The sequence below is a fragment of the Comamonas sp. AG1104 genome (assembly GCF_003350425.1).
Classification (GTDB): Bacteria; Pseudomonadota; Gammaproteobacteria; order Burkholderiales; family Burkholderiaceae_C; genus Comamonas; species Comamonas testosteroni.
The window spans coordinates 198,261-212,070 of record NZ_QQAS01000005.1 but is presented as its reverse complement, the minus strand read 5'-3'; the positions used below and the strand labels follow the sequence as shown (position 1 = coordinate 212,070).

Below are 13,810 nucleotides of genomic sequence, written 5' to 3'. Positions count from 1 at the left end.
TTATTCGCTGTCGAAAATAGGGTGCTTTCCGGGGGCGTCGGCATCAGCCGGTTTCGGGGCAGCCCTGGTGCGCCTGCGCCCGCTGCTGGTGCCTTGACCGGCTGGGCTTTGTCCATCGACTGGCTTCTTGCTATCGGTCTTGCTGCTGGCCTTGCTGCTGGCCTTGCTGGCGGTCTTGCGTTTTGGCGTGGCCTTTGCCAATGGGTTGAAGGCCAGGGCTTCGCTGATCCAGTGTTGCCACTGTTCACGCCTGGCGTAGGCTGTGGGACCGACGAGAAAGTAGCCGTCCATCAGTCCGCGCGAGGACAGCGGGCGCACGCCCGGCATCTCTGCAATCTGCGCATGGCTGGCGGGGGGCAGGCGCACCAGCAACTCGTCGTTCTCCACGCCCAGGCACATCTTGCCGTCGACCATGAACACATGGCAGCCGAACATGGTTTTCTCCTGCACATCAACGCCAACGACGTTCTCGGCCAGCGCTTCGCGCACTGCGTCAATCAGCTGCAGGGTTTCGGGGGCGAGAGGGCGGCGGGGCATGTTTACACGCGCTCCATAGGTCTATGCGGCGCTGCCGGTAATTGCACGTTCACGCTATCGCCCGCTTGCACAGTGCCGCCTTGCAGCACCACGGCCATGACGCCGGTTTTGCGTACCCACTGGCCGTCGGCGGTTTTGTCCAGCATGGCGGCAAGCAGGCCTTTTTGATAGTTGTCAATTTGTACGCAAGGATTGCGCAGACCAGTCAATTGCAAAACCGGCCCTTGGGCAAAATTTAGCTGGGTGTCTACGGGCAGGCTGATCAGGGCGTACCAATCGAGGCCAGGCGTATCGGTGAGCGTGATGTTCTCGCCCAACTGCCCTGCTTGCACTTGGAAGCCGAGCGTAGCCAAGTGCGCAAACAGGTTGGCGCTGATCAGGTGCACTTGGCGCAGGTTCGGCTGATCGGGATTGGCTTTGACGCGGGAACGGTGCTGAACCTTGGCGCCGTAATGCGCGTCCCCCACCACGCCCAAGCCCGATTGCAGCGCGATAGTGGGCACTGCTTGTTTGCTGAAGCGGTGATTGCTGTCCTGGTGGACGGCCTGGACGGTGGTGGTCAGTGTTTCAGGCATGTAGGTCGTCTTAACGAATCACTTCAGGAGCATCGCCCTCCAGCATGCGCCTGGCAATGATGACGCGCATGATTTCGTTCGTGCCTTCCAGAATCTGGTGCACGCGGGCGTCGCGCATCAGGCGCTCCAGCGGGTATTCGCGGATATAGCCATAGCCGCCATGCAGCTGCAGGGCCTCGTTGCAGACCATGAAGCCGGCATCGGTGGCAAAACGCTTGGCCATGGCGCAGTAGGTCGATGCGTCGCGCGCGCCGGCATCCAGCTTGGACGCAGCCAGGCGCACCATCTGGCGTGCTGCGACCAGCTCGGTTGCCATGTCGGCGAGCTTGAACTGCAGGGCCTGGAAGCTCGCAATGGCCTTGCCGAACTGCTTGCGCTCCTGCATATAGCTTTGTGCCTGGGTCAGTGCCCCCTGGGCCGCGCCCACCGAGCAGGTGGCGATATTGATGCGCCCGCCGTCCAGGCCCTTCATGGCTATCTTGAAGCCTTCGCCTTCGCGGCCCAGCAGGTTGTGCGCGGGAATGCGCACATTGTCGAAGCTGATGACGCGTGTGGGCTGGCTGTTCCAGCCCATCTTCTCTTCCTTTTTGCCATAGCTCACGCCGGCCGCATCGGCAGGCACGGCAAAGGCCGAGATACCGGAAGCCCCGGAGCCGGCATCGCCGGTTCTTGCCATCAGCACCAGCACATCGGTGCTGCCCGCGCCGCTGATGAAGGCCTTGCTGCCGTTGACGATGTACTCGTTGCCGACCAGCTCGGCCCGGGTCTTGAGTGAGGCAGCGTCCGAGCCTGCGCCGGGCTCGGTCAGGCAGTAGCTGGCCAGCTTGCTGCCGCTGGTGAGCTGCTCGCCCCATTCGGTGCGCACGGCATCGGTGGCCCAGGTGCCCAGCATCCAGGTCGCCATATTGTGGATGGTGATGAAGGCCGTGGTCGATGGATCGACGGCCGCCATTTCTTCGAATACCAGCGTTGCATCAAGTCGTGGCAGGGCCAGGCCGCCGATGCTCTCTGGAGCGTAGAGACCGCAGAAGCCCAGCTCGCCGGCCTTGGCAATCGCCTCGCGCGGGAAGATGTGCTCGCGGTCCCACTCGGCCGCATGCGGCGCCAGCTCGGCCTGCGCAAAAGCACGGGCGGTATCGGCAAAAGCGCGTTGATCTTCGCTGAGTTCAAAGTCCATTTCATGTCTCCTTTTTGTTCTATTCGTCTTCTGGCCCCCGACGGCTTTGCCGCTCAGTCCGGCGGCCCCTGGTGCAGCCAGCGCTTGAGCACCGCATCGCGGGCCGTGATCTGCTGCACCAGACAGCCGTGGTAGCGGCTGGGCCAGTCGGGCTGCGCTTCAAAGGCCTTCGTGGCCTGCTTGCACTGGGTGATGCGATGGCGGCTCCATTCGCCTTGCTCCTTGCGCAGGGCGGGGCGCTCATGGGCCGATAGCGCACGCATCACATCGCCATAGAGAATCTGGTGGTCGGTGTCGGCTTGCTGGAAGTCCTTGATGGCGCAGGCATTGGTCTGGGCCGTGGTGCCGCCGGGCACGCAGTCGGCTCCGGCCTGGGCCAGGGCGTGCTGGCTCAAGCTTGCTGCAATCAGAAGAGCTGCAAGCGATTTGGTGTCGATGGTCGCAGGCCGCGGTTGCCTGATTTTCTGAATGCGGATCGTCATGCCCGCATCATCGCAGTCCGTGGTGGCCTGCAGGCGCAATCGGTGTGAGGTGAGCCTGTTCATGGCTGTTTTGCACCTTGAGCCTGTTTCGCCAGCGGAGACCAGTTGTTCTTGAAGTCCTTGACCCGGCTCAGGGCCATGCCGATGCGGCAAGCAGCCATGTCTTCGGCCTCATGGACATAGCCATTGGGCAGGCAGCGCCGGTCACGCTGCCGTGTCCAGTCTTCCTGCTCGGCTTGCAGAGCCTGGGCGCTGGCCGGCGGCAGCTGGCGCTGCAGGTACAGATAGAGCACCTGCATGCTGCGCTCTATGACCTGGGCCTGTTGCTCAAGGCAGGCAAGAGACAGTGGCTGATCTGAGGGGCAGTGCAACGGGGCTGGTTCATTGTCCTGGGCCGACGCCACAGGCAGATGGGCAATCAGCAGGCAGCCGGCTGCCAGGGCGCACAGACGTGCCAGCCGCCGTGCGGGGCTGTGAAATGTGTTTGCGGCTGGGCGCAGGGGGGAGGAGCGTGACAATTCTTGAACGTACATGCCTGCCATCATCGGCAAAGCCGCACAGCGCAGCCCGGGCCTGACAAGAGGCAGGGCTGCACTGTCGGGTTTCATGGCCGGCTTACTTGAGGCTGATGGTGGTGTTCACGCCGTGGCTGGTGGTGCTGTCGTCGAACCAGCGTGCCGTGATGGTCTTGGTCTGGGTGTAGAACATGACCACCTGCTTGCCGTAGGGGCCCAGGTCGCCCAGCTTGGAGGCACGGCTGCCCGTGAACGAGAACAGCGGCACGGGCACGGGGATGGGCACATTGATGCCGACCTGACCCACATCGATCTCTTCCTGGAACTTGCGCGCGGCCGCACCCGATTGGGTGAAGATGGCCGTGCCGTTGCCATTGGGGTTGGCGTTGATGAACTCGATGGCCTGATCGATGTCCTCGGCAGCGACCAGGCACAGCACGGGGCCGAAGACTTCCTGCTCGTAGATGCTCATGCCGGGCTTGACGCCGCTGAAGATGGTGGGGCCGACAAAATTGCCCTTGGCATAGCCGGCCACCTCGGGTTTGCGGCCATCGAGCTCCAGCGTGGCGCCGTCGGCCAGACCGCGCTCGATCAGGCCCTCGACACGCGACAGGGCGGCGCAGCTCACGAGCGGGCCGACATCGGTGCCGGGCTCGGTGCCGCCATTGACCTTGAGGGTCTTGGACTTGGCCACCAGATCGGGAATCCAGTTGCGGGCCTCTCCCACCAGAACGGCCACGGAGACCGCCATGCAGCGCTGGCCGGCCGCACCGAAGGCGGCGCCCAGCAGGGCGTTGAGCGACTGCTCCTTGTTGGCGTCGGGCATGACGATGGCGTGGTTCTTGGCGCCCATCATGCATTGCACGCGCTTGCCGTTGAGGCTGGCGCGGTTGTAGACATGGGTGCCGACCTTGGTCGAGCCCACAAAGCTGATGGCCTTGATATCGGGGTGGTCGCAGATGGCGTTGACCACGTCCTCGCCGCCGTGGATGACGTTGAGCACGCCAGGGGGCACGCCGGCTTCCAGTGCCAGCTCGGCCAGACGCATGGTGACGATGGGGTCCTGCTCGGAAGGCTTGAGAATGAAGGTATTGCCCGTGGCGATCGCCATGGGGAACATCCACAGCGGAATCATGGCCGGGAAGTTGAAGGGCGTGATGCCTGCACACACGCCCAGCGGCTGGTTCAGCGTATAGGTATCGACACCGTTGGCCACATTGTTGGCCAGCTCGCCCAGCTGCAGATTGCCGATGCTGGCCGCGTGCTCCACGACTTCCAGGCCGCGGAAGACATCGCCTTCGGCGTCGGGCAGGGTCTTGCCCTGTTCGGCCGTCAGCAGGGCGGCCAGTTCCTTCATGTTCTCGCGGATGAGCTGCTGCAGCTTCAGAAAGATGCGGGCGCGCGCGCCGATGGGCGTCTTTTTCCAGGTCTTGAACGCCTGCTTGGCATTGGCCACAGCGGCGTTGACCTCTTCGGGCGTGGCGAACGGAACGCGCGCCAGCACTTCCTGCGTCGCAGGGTTGACCACATCGCGCCACTGGGTGGTTTTGGATTCGACCATCTGCCCGTTGATGAGCAGCTTGACCGTGGGCGCCAGAACCTTGGCGGAAGTCGGTGCGTTCATGAGGTGTCTCCGTTGGTGAATTCGTTCCTCATGGTATGTGTGCGGATTTGCCGTAGCAATAGCAAACACTGCACATAGGGTGTGCAAATGTGCACAAGTGGATGCTATGTCTGCCAGTGCCTTGGAGCTTGTCGTGCACGCATGGCTGCAGTACCTGCGGCGGCAAAATGCAAAAGGGCCCACTCGGGCCCTTTTGCCGTTCTCAGGTGCTCTCAGAGCTCGCTGAACATCTCGTCAAAGGCTTCGCTCGCGAAGTCATTGCGCCAGGCCTTGTCCTTGTCCTTGGGCACCATGCCCAGGGAAAGTACGCCCTCGTAGTTGTAGCTGGCGGGGGCTGAGTATGCAGCTTGCAGCTTCTTGAGTTCGCCCTGTACCTGGTCCAGGCTGAGCTTGTTGCGCACCATGCGTTGAATGCCCTCGGCCCAGGTCTCGGGGGTCTTGACCAGCTGGCAGGTGAACTTCACCTCGGTATTGAGCACGCCATGCTTGTCGAGCTTGGGCTTGGTGGCCGATACAGTCTTGCACTGCGATTGCTGACGCGCCTTTTGCACCGTGCTCATCAGGCTTTCCACGGGCGCACGCAGGGCGTTGCGCTGCGCCTCGGGGAACAGAGGCAGGGCCACGTCGGTGACTTCACGCGGGAAGTCCTTGTCGGCTTGCTTGAGTTCGGCGGCGTTGGCGTAGTCCGCGCTGCGGCCCGAGCGCAGGCGGTCCGGGCGCAGGTAGTCATTGAGCTGGCTGATGGCTTGCTCGTCGTGATTGACCAGAGTGCGGATGTATAGCTCGGCAGCAGCAATGGGCGAAGGGGGCTCGGCTGCCTGCGAAGCTGCGGCCAGCGGAAGCAGCAGAAAAGCGATGGCAGTCTTGATGGAATTGTTCATCTTTTTATAACGATTTGAAGGGGCTGAATCACGTGGAGTCACGTGAAAACAGCAAGGAGCCCTGGCAGACAGACGGCGCTGCGGCTTGGGCGGGAAGCTGCCGCACAGCCCTGACGCTTATCAGCGGGGGCTCATGGCATGCGGGCGTTCTAGAGGTGGGATGGAAATCCGCAGAAACGCCTCGCAATAAGTGTAACCCCGGGTCACGGTCGTTTTTGCACGCCTTGGCAGCTCCGCTGTCTTCGTGCAACGCCTCTTGATCTGGATCGCAGAGGGGCGTCGCGCCAATGAAAAAAGCCCCGGGCAGCCTGTGCTGACGGGGCTTTGACGGCTGCAGGCGCATGCCTGTGCCGTGATCTTTTTGATGGCCGAAGGCGGCTCTCAATCCAGGCTGATCTGTGCTTTTTCAATCAGCAGCTTGTATTGCTCGGACTTCTTTTTGGCGAATTGCTGCATCTCGGGCACGGTGAAGCTCATGGGCTGGAAGGCGAAGGTAGAGAACTTCTCTTTGACCTGCGGGTCCTGCAGCACGGCCACCACATCGCTGCGGATCTTGTCGCGCACGGCGGCATCCACGCCCTTGGGGCTGAGCAGGGAGACAAAGGAGTTCACATCCAGCTCAGCGGGGCCGCCCGCTTCGGCGACCGTCGGCACGTCGGGCATTTGCGCAATGCGCTTGGGGGCGGCCACGGCCAGATAGCGGATCTTGCCGCTTTTGTAGATGCCCTGGCTGGAGGGCAGGCTGGCAAAGCTCCAGGTCGGGTCGCCATTGGCGACCGAGGTGAACAGCTGGCTGACCTCGCGGTAAGGCACATGTGTCATCTTGCTGCCGGTCAGATAGTCCAGCCATTCTCCGCCCAGGTGGCCGGGGCTGCCCACGCCCCAGGAGCCGTAGCTGATCTTGCCGGGTTCGGCCTTGGCGGACTTGATCAGATCGCCCATGTTCTTCCAGGGCGAGTTCGTGGGTACGGCGACAAAGAAAGGAGTCAGGAACAGTGGCGCAACGGGATCGAAGTGGCTCAGCGTGTTGAAGTTCTTGTTCTTGTAGAGATAGGGCAGGGCCGAGATATGTTCGCTGTCCAGCTGCAGCAGGGTATAGCCGTCGGGCTTGGCGCGGCGCGCGTACTCGATGGCGACAAAGCCGCCGCCGCCGGGGCGGTTGTCCACGGTCACGCCCTGCCTCCAGCGCTGGGCCAGCTTTTCGCCGACGATGCGCAGCACGGCATCGGGGCCGCTGCCCACGGCAAAGGCCGTGACCACGGTCACGGGGCGGTTGGGATAGCCGGACGCATCACCCTGGGCCAGCGCCTGGCCGGCTGCGGCCAGCAGAGCGGCGGCGGAAACTATTGTTTTAATAGCTGCTTTCTTGGGTATGTATTGGCTTTGGTGCTGATTTTGCTCGTATTTCACAGTTTGTCTCCGGTGGGTGTTTTTTAGGGACTGCAGAGCGTAGGTGGGCAGCCGCGTCTGGGCGCGGCTGCAAGGGAAGGGTCTATTGCGGAGCGTCGGGCTGGGCCAGAGGTGCTGCCTGCGCAAAGGCGGGCAGGGCGCTGCACGCAGCATCAACGGCGCCGATCAGCGGCCAGCGGGCCAGATCCACGCCAAAGCGGCGTGCGCTCTCGACCTGCGGAATCAGATAGACATCGGCAAGGCTTGGTGCATGGCCAAAGCAGAAGTGCCCGCGTGTGTCGTCCTGTGCCAGCAAGGCTTCGATGGCGTCGAAGCCGGCCGTGATCCAGGTGGCGCACCAGGCGTTGATGGCGGCCTCGTCGGCGCCGAACTGCTGGCGCAGGGTCTGCAGGATGCGGCGGTTGTTGATGGGGTGCACATCACAGCCCACGATGGCCGCCATGGCGCGCACTTGGGCGCGTGCCTCGGGGTCGGCCGGCAGCAGTGCAGGCGTGGGGTAGCGCTCTTCCAGCCATTCGATGATGGCGGGCGACTGGATCAGCGTCTCTCCGCTGTCCAGCGTCAGCGCGGGCACCAGGCCTTGCGGGTTGATGCGCTTGAATGGCGCCTCGGCCTGCTCGTCCACGCGTAGATCGACAGGGAGATAGTCGGGCGTGAGGCCCTTGAGATTGAGGGCGATGCGCAGACGGTGCGAGGTGCCGCTGCGAAAGAAACTGTAGAGCTTCATGGTCTGCGCGCCTTACTCGGGTTGGCCCACACACAGGGCAATGTCGCCCACGCCTTCCACGCGCCCTGTGATCCGGTCGCCGGACAGCACGGCACCCACGCCCTCGGGTGTGCCCGTGTAGATCAGATCACCGGGTTGCAGGTGATAGAACAGGGACAGGTCGGCAATGATTTCGCGGATGCTCCAGATCAGCTTGTTCACATCGGACTGCTGTTTGACCTGACCGTTGACGCTCAGCTCGATGAGGCCGGACTCGATCACCTGGCCGGCCATGGGCACGATTTCGCTGGAGACGGAGGACTGCTCCACATCCTTGCCCAGATCCCAGGGGCGGCCCTTGTCGCGTGCCACTAGTTGCAGGTCGCGGCGCGTCATGTCGAGGCCGCAGGCATAGCCGTAGATATGTTCATGGGCCTGGCTGGCAGGAATGCGAAAGCCTGGTTTGCCGATGGCCACTACCAGCTCCATCTCGAAGTGGTAGTTGCTGGTTTCGGGAGGGTAGGCCACGGTGGCACCCGATTCGGTCAGCGTCTGCGGGGCCTTGGTGAAGTAGAAGGGGCGCTCTGTGCTTTTGTCCACGGGGCGGCCCATCTCCAGCGCATGGGCGTGGTAGTTGCGGCCCACGAAGAACAGGCGATTGACGGGCAGGCGCTGTTCGCTGCCGCGCACGGGCAGAGATTGCACGGGGGGCGGCGCCCAGAGGTAGTTGGCTTGGGTCATATGTGATTTCTGATAGGTATTGGTGACTAGGGTGACTGGGTGCTTGAAAAGACACGTTCTATGTGTGAGACAGCCAGCAAGGGCCTGGGCGGTGCCTCCGCCCCGCAGCAAAGGCTGTCGTCTCCCTTGAGGGGAAGACGCGAAGCGGCTCAGGGGGTCTCCACCCTGTACGCGTTGACGGCCTCGAAAATCGGCGTATCCGCAAAGCGAAACAGGTCCAGCTGCGGCTGATCGGCATCGCATTGCGCGCTGAACAGCTGCCAGGAAGGCACGACAAACATGTCGCCGCGCCGCACCTGCCACTGGCGCTCGCCTACGGTCACCGTGCCCTGGCCGTCGAAGACCTGGAAGACGGCAGAGCCCACTTCGCGCTTAGGCAGGGTGCTGGCGCCGCGGGTCACGCGGTGCATTTCGCAGCGAATAGTGGGCAGCACATCGCGGCCATTGCAGGGATTGGTGTAGCGCACGGCGGCATGGCCGGGGCTGACCGTGGCGGCGCAGCCTTCGGCTTCCAGCGCCAGTTGCTCGGTCAGCGCGCGGTCGGTGTCCACCCAGCGGTAGGCCAGCAAAGGCGTGCTCGGGCTGTCCTGCAGATGAGCGACAGGGCGCAGCCCGGGGTGAGCCCAGAGGCGCTCGGAGCGCGAGAACTCGGGCGTGACGCGTTCGTGCGGCTCCAGATGCAGGCGGCCATGTTCGAAGAACTGGGACTCGGTGTAGTAGGCAAACGGAATATCCAGCCCGTCTATCCAGGCCATGGGCTGGCTGGCCGCATTGTGGTGGGCATGCCAGTTCCAGCCGCCCTGAGGCAGAAAATCGCCGCGCGACATGCGGATCGAGTCGCCGTTGACCACGGTCCACACACCTTCGCCTTCGACCACAAAGCGGAAGGCATGCTGGGTGTGACGGTGCTCGGGCGCATCTTCGCCGGGCATCAGGTACTGGATGGCAGCCCATAGCGTGGGCGTGGCAAACGGGCGCCCGCCCAGCGCCGGATTGGCCAGGGCAATCGCGCGGCGCTCGCCGCCCCGGCCCACGGGGACGATGCGACCGGCTTCATCTGCGAGTTTGAGCAGATTGTCCCAGCGCCACAGATGCGCGGCGGCCTGGCTTTTGGGATGGGCAGGCATCAGGCCGCCGATTTCCGTCCACAGCGGAACCAGCATTTCCTGCTCGAAACCCCGGTACAGCTGCGCAAGTGCTGCTGTGGGTTCGGGTTGGCCGGGGGCGTCGCGGGCCGTGAGCTTGACCGGTGAAGGCTGGGCTTGCGCAAGGCTCATGGTTGTCTCTTTCCTTGGTATTAGCTTGGCAGTGCGTTGCTGCCTTGCGTCTGGTTCTGACGGCCTTGAGATGGGCCAGGAGGGGCTGTGAATCAAATAAACAGCACACTGATGATTAGCATAATGTTGATCTGTGTCAGCGATGATTGGGTTAAACCCGGTAGCAGGCTTAGCGCGAATCGGGGCGGCAGTCGTGCGAATATCGGGGTCTTTCAGTCATGGCCCTTCAACTGCCGCGCGGCAGGGCGGGCCCGGCGTCGGCCCTCAAGACATGCAATACCAACCCGCAGAACTAGAAAACTATCCCGGCTATCACATCCGCAGGCTGCAGCAGATCGCGGTGGCCGTGTTCATGGAAGAAACCGAGGAATTTGGCGTGACGCCCGTGCAGTACGCGGCCCTGTCGGCCGTGCTGCGCCAGCCGGGCATCGACCAGCGCACGCTGGCACGCAATATCGGTTTTGACACTTCCACCATCGGCAGCGTGATCGACCGACTGGAAGCACGCGGCCTGATGGCTCGCAACGCCAGCCCTGCGGACCGACGCGTGCGTTTGCTGAGCCTGACCGAAGAGGGGCGCGATCTGCTGGTCGCTGCCGAGCCTTCGGTGCTGCGCGCCCAGCGCCGCATGCTGGAGCCTCTTGCCGACGACAAACGGGCACAGTTCATGGAAATGCTGTCGCTGCTGATCCACGAGAACGACGAGTTCGCACGCGCCCCGAGTGCGGTGGCCCAGCGCAGTGCCGAGCGCAAGCGCAGTGCTGCCGTCAAGGCGGTCAAGGGCCTCACGGGCAAGATGCAGGGCAGCGTGAACGACTGAACCTCGAACCGAGACCGCAAGGAAAGACATTGGACTGGGACCATCTGCGTTTTTTTGGTGAGCTGGCGCGCAGCGGCAGCATGGCGGCGGCTGCACGGCGCATGGGGGTCGAGCACACCACGGTGTCGCGGCGCATTCAGGCGCTGGAAAAGCAGCTCGGTGCCGTACTGTTTGCGCGCGAAGGCGGCCAGTGGCGGCTGACCGAGGCCGGGCGGCAACTGCAGGAAGTGACCAACACCATGCAAAGCGCGGTGGACGGGCTGGAGCGAGGCCCCCTGGCGCATGCAGCGACCGCCGAGGGGCTGGCCGGGCTGGTGCGGGTGGGGGCAACCGAAGGCTTTGGCACGCAGATGCTGGCCTCCGAGCTCGCCAGGCTCACGCTGCGCTATCCGCTACTCAGCGTGGATCTGCTGGCGCTGCCGCGCATGCTCCATCTGTCCAGCCGCGAGGCCGATATCGTCATCTCGCTGGAGCGGCCCAAACGCGGCTCGGTTGTTGTCACCAAGCTGACCGACTACCGGCTCTATCTGTACGGTCAGCGTGAATATCTGGCGCGAAAGCCATTGGTGGCAAGAACCGAGGATCTGCGCCATCACAGCTTTGTGCACTATGTGGACGATCTGCTGTTCACGCGCGAGCTGCAGTTGCTGGATACCTTGCACCGGCCTGAGCGTTTTGCGCTGCGCAGCACCAGCATCACCGCGCAATACGAGGCCGTGCGTGCCGGCGCCGGTCTGGCCGTGCTGCCGGCATTTGTGGCCGACAAGGACCCGATACTGAGTCGCGTGCTGCCCGAGCAGGCGTGCTTTACGCGCACCTTCTGGATGAGCATGCCCGTGGAGTCGCGCCAGATTCCGCGCATTGCCACGACCTGGAGCTTTCTGCGCGATGCCGTGCAAGGCATGCAGAAGCTGCTGTTGCCGGATGCATGATTTTTGATGGCGTCCTGCTCTTTATGGGGCGGTCCGACTTCTGATTTGACCCTGCATCCATGCGCTGCAGGGAGGCTGATCTGCGCTGCCAGACCAAGTTGGGCGCTAGTCAAGAAAAGCGCTGAGCACCGATGGACGCAGCCGCCACCGCCTTGATAGCTTGATAGCAGCGCAGATTGCATGCATATACTGCTCCGTCCGGAGGACTCGGTGCCTGCGGCCAGTCCAGGCCCGACGGGTATCGGCCGCGCGCAGCGCGATGACCAAAGCGTATGGCTGCCTGTCTCCTTGCGCCGATTTTTAAGAAAGCAAAGCATGATCGTCACTACCACTCCCTCCGTCGAAGGCAAGCGCATCACCCGTTATTGCGGCGTGGTGGCGGGTGAGGCCATTCTGGGTGCCAATGTGTTCAAGGACTTCTTTGCCGGTATCCGTGACATTGTGGGCGGGCGTTCTGGAACCTACGAGCGCGAGCTGCAAAGAGCGCGTGAAATTGCCCTCAAGGAACTGGAGCAGCGCGCTGCCGAGGCAGGAGCCAATGCAGTGGTCGGTGTGGACCTCGATTTCGAGGTGCTGGGCCAGGGCAACGGCATGCTCATGGTCTCGGCCAGCGGCACGGCCGTCGTCGTGGAATAGGCAGCCAGAGCCTGAGCTGGCTTGACGCCAGGAAGGCGGCAGACCTGTTCCATGTGCAATTGCACATTTTTGGGCTACTTCGAAATTTATAGCGAAAAGTCGTTGTAGAATTCGTTCCATCGTAGGGGAGTCGCCAAGCTGGTTAAGGCACTGGATTTTGATTCCAGCATGCGAAGGTTCGAATCCTTCCTCCCCTGCCAAAAAACCAAAACCCTGCTCATTGCAATGAGCAGGGTTTTTTGTTTGCGTGCTTGGGAGGCATGCAAGCGAGCCCAACGCTTTCAGTCATGCGCGATCGGGGCATTCAGGTAGCGCTATCGCGCAGCCAGCCTTGCTGGACGGCACAAGGCGCAGTTGTCGGAATTGGGAGGCTGTTTGCACTCTGGTGGGTTCAGGCGTTACCGAAAGCGACGCACCAGGTCGAATGATGCATAAGGGTAAGTACTTGCCTTTCACAGATATTTGCGACAAACCAGCCAAACTTACCGAGTGTTTTCGCCGTATCGTCGGCGGCATCAATGGGCGCGGGAAAACAACCATTAGACTCCTCGCTCTTTTGTGTCGCTGTTACTCGGTGAGCGCACTTGGGTCCTTGTGAATGAGCTTGACCGCTCGCCCACAGCAGAGATCTGGTTTTGGCCGGAGTCACCCTGGAGTACTGCAGTGCGCCCTTGCCATGGTCACAAGCGCAGGCAAGTGCAGATATGTTGAATATCTTGCCTGATTGAAACAAATGTATACAGATTTGCCATCTGAAAAGACAAGCGCACTACCAGGCTGGGTTAGCTGACACAATGATTGACTGTTGGGTGTAGCTGAGGTTTGCTCCACATTCGGGCGAGGGCGAGCAGCAACAGCAGTCGCTCGGCGCAATGCATGGCTGTAGGTGGTGGCAGAGAGTTCTTGGGGTTTGTGTTTAACGCAGCGTTTGCGTAAGTGCACGGCAAGATTTGGATAGACAAGGTATGGAATATCGACTGGATGAAACGGACCGCCAGCTGCTGCGCCTGCTGCAGACCAACGCGCGAGCCTCGACCGCGCATTTGGCTCGGCAGATGAATCTGGCTCGGACCACGGTGGTCGCTCGCATCGCCAAGCTAGAGCAGGAAGGCGTGATCGCCGGCTATGGCGTTCGCCTTGGCTCGCGCATGGAGCAATCTGCCGTGCGTGCCTACTGCGGTATCCGTGTTCAGCCCAAGACGGCAACTTCGGTGATGCAGGCGCTTAACCGCTTCACCGAGGTGGAAGAGGTGTCGGCCGTCAGCGGGCAGTACGACTACATGGTGTTTGTGCGCTGCGAGAGCAATGAGAAACTGGATGCGCTGCTTGATCGTATCGGCCTGATCGACGGCATTCAGCAGACCTATACCTCGGTGGTGCTGAGCCGCAAGATCGACCGCCGCACCACGGCCGAGGTCGTGGGCGAGGCTTAGACACCCCGAACCACCATCTGACGCTCACATGCAAAACGCCCGGTTTGCGCCGGGCGTTCTGCAT

15 protein-coding genes and 1 tRNA gene are annotated in these 13,810 nt (G+C 62.5%); 5 read left to right on the top strand and 11 right to left on the bottom strand.

What is annotated here, in order from left to right:
* The 11 genes from DFO48_RS15555 to DFO48_RS15505 all read right to left on the bottom strand — a co-directional run bounded on the left by DFO48_RS15555 (window position 1) and on the right by DFO48_RS15505 (window position 9,925).
* Window positions 1–537, bottom strand: a complete 537-nt coding sequence (locus DFO48_RS15555) for a TfoX/Sxy family protein (protein ID WP_114863991.1) — start codon at window positions 535–537, stop codon at window positions 1–3.
* 2 nt (window positions 538–539) lie between these two features.
* On the bottom strand, window positions 540–1,112 hold the full coding sequence (locus DFO48_RS15550; protein WP_114863990.1) for an MOSC domain-containing protein: 573 nt from the start codon (window positions 1,110–1,112) through the stop codon (window positions 540–542).
* Between the two features lie 10 nt (window positions 1,113–1,122).
* A complete protein-coding gene (locus DFO48_RS15545) occupies window positions 1,123–2,289 on the bottom strand; it encodes an acyl-CoA dehydrogenase family protein (protein ID WP_003075830.1) in 1,167 nt (388 codons plus the stop codon).
* A gap of 53 nt (window positions 2,290–2,342) precedes the next feature.
* Window positions 2,343–2,834: a lysozyme inhibitor LprI family protein gene (locus DFO48_RS15540; protein WP_003075832.1), complete on the bottom strand. Its 492-nt coding sequence runs from the start codon at window positions 2,832–2,834 to the stop codon at window positions 2,343–2,345.
* Window positions 2,831–3,304 (bottom strand): lysozyme inhibitor LprI family protein, encoded by a 474-nt coding sequence (locus DFO48_RS15535; RefSeq protein WP_233506412.1) that lies wholly within the window; start codon window positions 3,302–3,304, stop codon window positions 2,831–2,833. Before DFO48_RS15535 ends, DFO48_RS15540 begins: the two co-directional genes overlap by 4 nt.
* A gap of 82 nt (window positions 3,305–3,386) precedes the next feature.
* Complete coding sequence (locus DFO48_RS15530) at window positions 3,387–4,910, bottom strand: CoA-acylating methylmalonate-semialdehyde dehydrogenase (RefSeq protein WP_114863988.1); 1,524 nt, start codon at window positions 4,908–4,910, stop codon at window positions 3,387–3,389.
* 212 nt (window positions 4,911–5,122) lie between these two features.
* Entirely contained in the window at window positions 5,123–5,791 is a 669-nt protein-coding gene (locus DFO48_RS15525; RefSeq protein WP_003075841.1) for a hypothetical protein, read from the bottom strand.
* Between the two features lie 381 nt (window positions 5,792–6,172).
* Window positions 6,173–7,165, bottom strand: a complete 993-nt coding sequence (locus tag DFO48_RS15520; protein ID WP_370449588.1) for a Bug family tripartite tricarboxylate transporter substrate binding protein — start codon at window positions 7,163–7,165, stop codon at window positions 6,173–6,175.
* A gap of 118 nt (window positions 7,166–7,283) precedes the next feature.
* On the bottom strand, window positions 7,284–7,928 hold the full coding sequence (gene maiA, locus DFO48_RS15515; protein WP_114863987.1) for a maleylacetoacetate isomerase: 645 nt from the start codon (window positions 7,926–7,928) through the stop codon (window positions 7,284–7,286).
* 12 nt (window positions 7,929–7,940) lie between these two features.
* A complete protein-coding gene (locus DFO48_RS15510; protein ID WP_114863986.1) occupies window positions 7,941–8,648 on the bottom strand; it encodes a fumarylacetoacetate hydrolase family protein in 708 nt (235 codons plus the stop codon).
* A gap of 149 nt (window positions 8,649–8,797) precedes the next feature.
* Window positions 8,798–9,925, bottom strand: a complete 1,128-nt coding sequence (locus tag DFO48_RS15505; protein ID WP_114863985.1) for a cupin domain-containing protein — start codon at window positions 9,923–9,925, stop codon at window positions 8,798–8,800.
* A 271-nt stretch (window positions 9,926–10,196) separates the two neighbouring features.
* On the opposite strand from DFO48_RS15505, the gene DFO48_RS15500 reads away from it, so the two are divergent.
* From DFO48_RS15500 to DFO48_RS15480, 5 genes are all read left to right on the top strand, one after another.
* Window positions 10,197–10,745, top strand: a complete 549-nt coding sequence (locus DFO48_RS15500; protein ID WP_114863984.1) for a MarR family winged helix-turn-helix transcriptional regulator — start codon at window positions 10,197–10,199, stop codon at window positions 10,743–10,745.
* Between the two features lie 29 nt (window positions 10,746–10,774).
* A complete protein-coding gene (locus tag DFO48_RS15495; RefSeq protein WP_003067507.1) occupies window positions 10,775–11,677 on the top strand; it encodes a LysR family transcriptional regulator in 903 nt (300 codons plus the stop codon).
* A gap of 315 nt (window positions 11,678–11,992) precedes the next feature.
* Window positions 11,993–12,313: a heavy metal-binding domain-containing protein gene (locus DFO48_RS15490; protein ID WP_003075856.1), complete on the top strand. Its 321-nt coding sequence runs from the start codon at window positions 11,993–11,995 to the stop codon at window positions 12,311–12,313.
* A 123-nt stretch (window positions 12,314–12,436) separates the two neighbouring features.
* Window positions 12,437–12,513, top strand: a tRNA-Gln gene (locus tag DFO48_RS15485).
* Between the two features lie 765 nt (window positions 12,514–13,278).
* Window positions 13,279–13,746, top strand: coding sequence for an Lrp/AsnC family transcriptional regulator (locus tag DFO48_RS15480; protein ID WP_003067511.1), 468 nt, complete (start codon window positions 13,279–13,281; stop codon window positions 13,744–13,746).
* The last annotated feature ends 64 nt before the right edge of the window (window positions 13,747–13,810 follow it).